The sequence below is a fragment of the Streptomyces viridosporus genome (assembly GCF_002078235.1).
GTDB classification, from domain to species: Bacteria; Actinomycetota; Actinomycetes; order Streptomycetales; family Streptomycetaceae; genus Streptomyces; species Streptomyces viridosporus.
In genome coordinates this window covers 1-4,686 of the sequence record NZ_MSGP01000634.1, presented here as the reverse complement: position 1 = coordinate 4,686, position 4,686 = coordinate 1, and the positions used below count along the sequence as shown (strand labels likewise).

Sequence of the window (4,686 nt, the reverse complement as noted above, 5' to 3'; positions counted from 1 at the left end):
CGGCTTGAGGTCGCGGTGGACGAGGCCCGTGGCGTGGATGTCCTTCAGGGCGTGCGCGAGACCGGCGGCGAGGATGCGGACCGAACGCTCCGGCAGCGCCCCGTGGTCGTGCCCGACCACCTGCTGGAGGCTGGGCCCGGCCACGTACCCGGTGGCGACCCAGGGCACGGGCGCCTCGGTGTCCGCGTCCAGCACCGGTGCCGTCCAGGCGCCGCCGACCTGCCGCGCGGCCTGCACCTCCTGGCGGAAGCGCGCCCGGAACTCCTCCTCCCGGGCCAGCTCCTCGCGCACCAGCTTCACCGCGACGGTGCGTCCCCGGTCGGAGCGGGCGAGGTAGACGTGCCCCATGCCGCCGGCCCCGAGCCGCGCGAGCAGCCGGTACGCCCCGATCCGCTGCGGATCCCCCGGGCCGAGCTTCTCCATCGTTGCGCCGCCTTCCCCCCACAGTGAGCAACGGCTCCAAGATAGTGCGGGGCCGCTCCCCGGTGAGCCGGGCGACCTCTACGGTTCCGTAACAGGCGGACCCGGCTCGTCGAGCACCGGCGGGCCCAGTTCGTCGAGCACCTCGGACAGGCGTTCCAGCAGCCGCACCGCCCGTTCGAGGTCCGCCTCCCCGTACGCCCGCGCCAGCCGTTCGGCGAAGGCCGCGTGGCCGGGGTCGACGCGGGTGACCGCCGCGTGTCCCCGGGCGGTCGGCGCGAGGAGCTTGGCACGGCGGTGGGCGGGGTTGGGCCGGTACTCGGCGAGGCCCTGCTCCACCAGCAGGTCGGCGATGCGCTGCACGCTCTGCCGGGTGATGCCCATGGCCCGCGCGATGCCGGAGACGGGCAGCGGCTCGGAGAGGACCGCGCCCAGCACCTGCCACCGGGCCGCGGTGAGTCCGACGGGCCGGGCCAGTTCCTCGGCGACCGCGAGGAACTGGCCGTTGAGCCGGAAGACGCCGAGCGCGCCGCGGCTGAGCAGGTCCTGCCGCTCCCGGCTCACCGGGCCAGGGCCTTCTCGAACTCGGCGTACGCCTGTGCGTCGGAGTCGTGGAACAGCCGGTACCAGGCGTCGATCGCGCGCTCGTCGTAGGCGCCGAGCAGCCGGAAGACCTCGCGGGCGAAGGCGACGGGCTCGGTCGGCCCGGCGGTGACGAGCCCGCCGTCGGTGACGGCGTCGGCCTCGACGTAGCGCTGCGTGCCCGCGTACCCGGTCGCGGCGAGGTGGGAGGGCGCGGCGCCGGTGTGCGCCCGGTCGTCGAGCAGGCCCTCGCGGGCGAGGCCGGCGGTGGCGCCGCAGATCGCGGCGACGGGCACGTGGGCGTCGAGGAAGGCGCGGGCGGTGCGCGCGAAGGGGGCGAGCGCGTCGCCCTCGTCCCAGAGGGTCCCCCCGGTGAGGATCAGCAGCGAGCTGTCCTCGGGCCGCAGCGCGTCGAGCGCGAGGTCGGGCAGGACGCGCAGTCCGCCGATGCTGGTGACGGGCGCGCCGGCCGGGGCGACCGTGCGGACCTCGTACCCGGCGAGCGCGAGGTGCGCGGTGGTGTGACCGGTCTCCCAGTCGGCGAAGGAGTCGTGAACGGCGAGGTGGACGGGCTTGCGGGTCATGACCGCTCCCTGGGGTGTGGGCGGGTGTGCATCATCCCCTTATGACAACATGCTGTCGTTTACGCAGCACGCTGTCAACCGGCCGCGGGGAACGCGGTCGCGGGGGATCGCGGTCGCGAGGGGGTGAAGGAACGTGGTCGCGGGGGGAGCGCGGTCGCGGCTGTCGACAACCTGTCGCGGAAAGCGGCCGACCGCAGACAGGCCGCCGATGTCGCGCACCCGCCGCCGGGACCTACCCTCGGGCGCATGACCCCTCAGCCGAACCCCGAAGTCGGGGCCGCCGTGAAGGCCGCCGACCGTGCGCACGTCTTCCACTCCTGGTCCGCGCAGGAGCTCATCGACCCGCTCGCCGTCGCCGGGGCGCAGGGGTCGTACTTCTGGGACTACGACGGCCGGCGCTACCTCGACCTCACCAGCGGCCTCGTCTACACCAACGTCGGCTACCAGCACCCGAAGGTCGTCGCCGCGATCCAGGAGCAGGCGGCGCGGATGACGACGTTCGCGCCCGCGTTCGCCGTCGAGGCGCGGTCGGAGGCGGCGCGGCTGATCGCCGAGCGGACGCCGGGCGACCTGGACAAGATCTTCTTCACCAACGGCGGTGCCGACGCCGTGGAGCACGCCGTGCGCATGGCGCGGCTGCACACCGGGCGGCCCAAGGTGCTCTCCGCGTACCGCTCCTACCACGGCGGCACCCAGCAGGCCGTGAACCTCACCGGCGACCCGCGCCGCTGGGCCTCCGACAGCGGCACGGCCGGGGTGGTGCACTTCTGGGCGCCGTTCCTGTACCGCTCCCGCTTCTACGCCGAGACCGAGGAGCAGGAGTGCGCGCGGGCGCTCGAGCACCTGGAGACGACGATCGTCTTCGAGGGGCCGTCGACCGTCGCCGCGATCGTCCTGGAGACCATCCCGGGCACCGCGGGCATCATGGTGCCGCCGGCCGGTTACCTGGCGGGCGTGCGGGAGCTGTGCGACAAGTACGGGATCGTCTTCGTCCTGGACGAGGTCATGGCCGGGTTCGGGCGGACCGGGACGTGGTTCGCCGCGGACCTGTACGACGTGGTGCCCGACCTGATGACCTTCGCGAAGGGCGTGAACTCCGGGTACGTGCCGCTGGGCGGCGTGGCCGTCTCGGGCGCGATCGCCGAGACCTTCGCCCGGCGTCCCTACCCCGGCGGGCTGACGTACTCCGGGCACCCGCTGGCCTGCGCCGCCGCCGTCGCGACGATCAACGTGATGGCGGAGGAGGGCGTCGTCGAGCACGCGGCGCGGCTCGGCGCCTCCGTGGTCGGCCCCGGGCTGCGGGAGCTGGCCGAGCGGCACCCCTGCGTCGGCGACGTGCGCGGGGTCGGCATGTTCTGGGCGCTGGAACTGGTGCGGAACCGGGAGACCCGGGAGCCGCTGGTGCCGTACAACGCGACCGGTGAGGCGAACGCCCCCATGGCCGCCTTCGCCGCCGCCGCGAAGGAGGCCGGCGTCTGGCCCTTCGTGAACATGAACCGGACGCACGTGGTCCCGCCGTGCAACACGAGCGAGGCCGAGCTGAAGGAGGGGCTGGAGGCGCTGGACGCGGCGCTGTCGGTGGCGGACGGCTACGTGGAGTGACCGGTCGGGAAGCCGCCGTGACCGGGCGGCCGGGACGGGCGCGGGCCGGCGCCGCCCCGGCCTCCGCTCGAACACGTCGTTCCCGTCCGACCGCGTAAGGTGGCGTGCCCGTAGACGTCTACGGGCACGCCCGTTCGAACACGCGACGAGGGAGACGCCCGACCATGCCCGGCATCAGCGGCAGCGGCGCCGTGACCCGCAGCACCCTGCGGCAGCAGATCGCCGACGCGCTCCGTGACGAGGTGCTGGCCGGGCGGCTCCAGCCGGGGCAGGAATTCACCGTCAAGGAGATCGCCGAGCAGTACGGGGTGTCCGCGACCCCGGTCCGGGAGGCCCTGGTCGACCTGTCCGCGCAGGGGCTGCTCGACGCGGACCAGCACCGGGGGTTCCGGGTGCACGAGTACTCCGTCGACGACTTCCGCGGGATGATCGAGGCCCGCACCCTGGTGGCCGACGGGATGTTCCGCGCGCTGACCGACGGCGGCCCGGCGCGTTTCCGGCCGGACGAGCCCCCGGTCGCCACCGCCCTCGCGGGGGTCCGGCGGCGCGGCGAGGAGGCGCAGCGTGCCGCCCTCGCCGGGGACCTGACCGTCCTGATCGGCTACGACCTGCGCTTCTGGCGCGAACTCGGGTCCGTCTTCGGCAACCCGTACCTCACCGACTTCCTGCACCGGATCCGCGTCCAGACGTGGGTGTGCGTGGTGCAGCAGCTGCGGCGGCTGCCCGATCTGCGGGGCCGGCTGTGGGCCGAGCACACCGGCCTGGTCGACGCCCTGTCGCGCCGTGACACCGACGCCGCCCGCGCGATCGTCGAGTCGTACAACACCCATGCGCTCGCGCTCGTCGCGCGCATGAGCGCCGAATGAGCCGCCCCGGGCCGGGGATCCCGGGGGCCGGGACCGGCGTCGTCCGTGCTCCCCTGGGTATGGGACCTGCACGGGGGAAGCCGTCCTCGCGCCGCGTCGATACCCTTTCCTGACCACCGTGCTGTGTGAGGAGCCCTCTTTGGCCTGTGACCTGTGGTTGGTACCGCTCGTCGACGTGTTGTGCCACACACCCGACAACCCCTTCGCCGAGGAACTCGCGCAGTACAACGCGGTGCTCGCCGAGGCCGGGCTGCCGCCGGTGCCGGTGTACCAGTACATGCCGGGACTGTCCGGCGAGGTGGCCCCGGTCGCGGGCTTCGACTACGACGCGCTGCACTTCCTGCGGCGCGTGTACCTGCTCCAGATGTGCGGGCTGCCGGTCACGCCGGTGGACGAACTGGGCGGTGACTACGAGCAGTTGCTGGAGATGTTCGAGACGACGGCCCAACAGTCCCACCTGGTGTGGCACTACGACCACGCGGGCGCCTACGTCCCCGTCGACTTCCCGCACCCCCTCGCCAACGAGGCGCTCCTCGCCGGCGGCGGCCCGCTGGGCTCCTCCCACGCCCTGCTGCGGGAACTGGAGTTCGTCGCCCCGTCCATCGGCATCGACCCGGCGAACCCCCCGGCGG

At 73.8% G+C, this 4,686-nt stretch carries 6 protein-coding genes; 3 read left to right on the top strand and 3 right to left on the bottom strand.

The window, feature by feature from the left end:
• The 3 genes from B7L92_RS43065 to B7L92_RS34730 form a co-directional block, all read right to left on the bottom strand.
• Positions 1-423 (bottom strand): protein kinase domain-containing protein (locus B7L92_RS43065; RefSeq protein WP_255311273.1); only part of this gene is annotated, 423 nt, incomplete at its 3' end.
• Positions 424-501: 78 nt separating this feature from the next.
• A complete protein-coding gene (locus B7L92_RS34735; protein WP_081241210.1) occupies positions 502-984 on the bottom strand; it encodes a MarR family winged helix-turn-helix transcriptional regulator in 483 nt (160 codons plus the stop codon).
• Positions 981-1,586, bottom strand: a complete 606-nt coding sequence (locus B7L92_RS34730; protein ID WP_081241209.1) for a DJ-1/PfpI family protein — start codon at positions 1,584-1,586, stop codon at positions 981-983. The genes B7L92_RS34735 and B7L92_RS34730 overlap by 4 nt, the downstream gene beginning before the upstream one ends.
• A gap of 246 nt (positions 1,587-1,832) precedes the next feature.
• On the opposite strand from B7L92_RS34730, the gene B7L92_RS34725 reads away from it, so the two are divergent.
• The 3 genes from B7L92_RS34725 to B7L92_RS34715 all read left to right on the top strand — a co-directional run.
• Positions 1,833-3,188 (top strand): aspartate aminotransferase family protein, encoded by a 1,356-nt coding sequence (locus B7L92_RS34725; RefSeq protein ID WP_081241208.1) that lies wholly within the window; start codon positions 1,833-1,835, stop codon positions 3,186-3,188.
• Between the two features lie 164 nt (positions 3,189-3,352).
• Positions 3,353-4,054 carry a GntR family transcriptional regulator gene (locus tag B7L92_RS34720; RefSeq protein WP_081241207.1) on the top strand — a complete coding sequence of 234 codons (702 nt, stop codon included), beginning with the start codon at positions 3,353-3,355 and terminating at the stop codon, positions 4,052-4,054.
• Between the two features lie 139 nt (positions 4,055-4,193).
• Positions 4,194-4,686 (top strand): putative DNA-mimic protein (locus tag B7L92_RS34715; RefSeq protein WP_081241206.1); only part of this gene is annotated, 493 nt, incomplete at its 3' end.

Bases quoted from the DNA above. Each gene is read 5' to 3' on its own strand.
- B7L92_RS34730 (WP_081241209.1), bottom strand. From the start codon at position 1,586: ATGACCCGCAAGCCCGTCCACCTCGCCGTTCACGACTCCTTCGCCGAC.
- B7L92_RS34720 (WP_081241207.1), top strand. From the start codon at position 3,353: ATGCCCGGCATCAGCGGCAGCGGCGCCGTGACCCGCAGCACCCTGCGG.
- B7L92_RS34725 (WP_081241208.1), top strand. From the start codon at position 1,833: ATGACCCCTCAGCCGAACCCCGAAGTCGGGGCCGCCGTGAAGGCCGCC.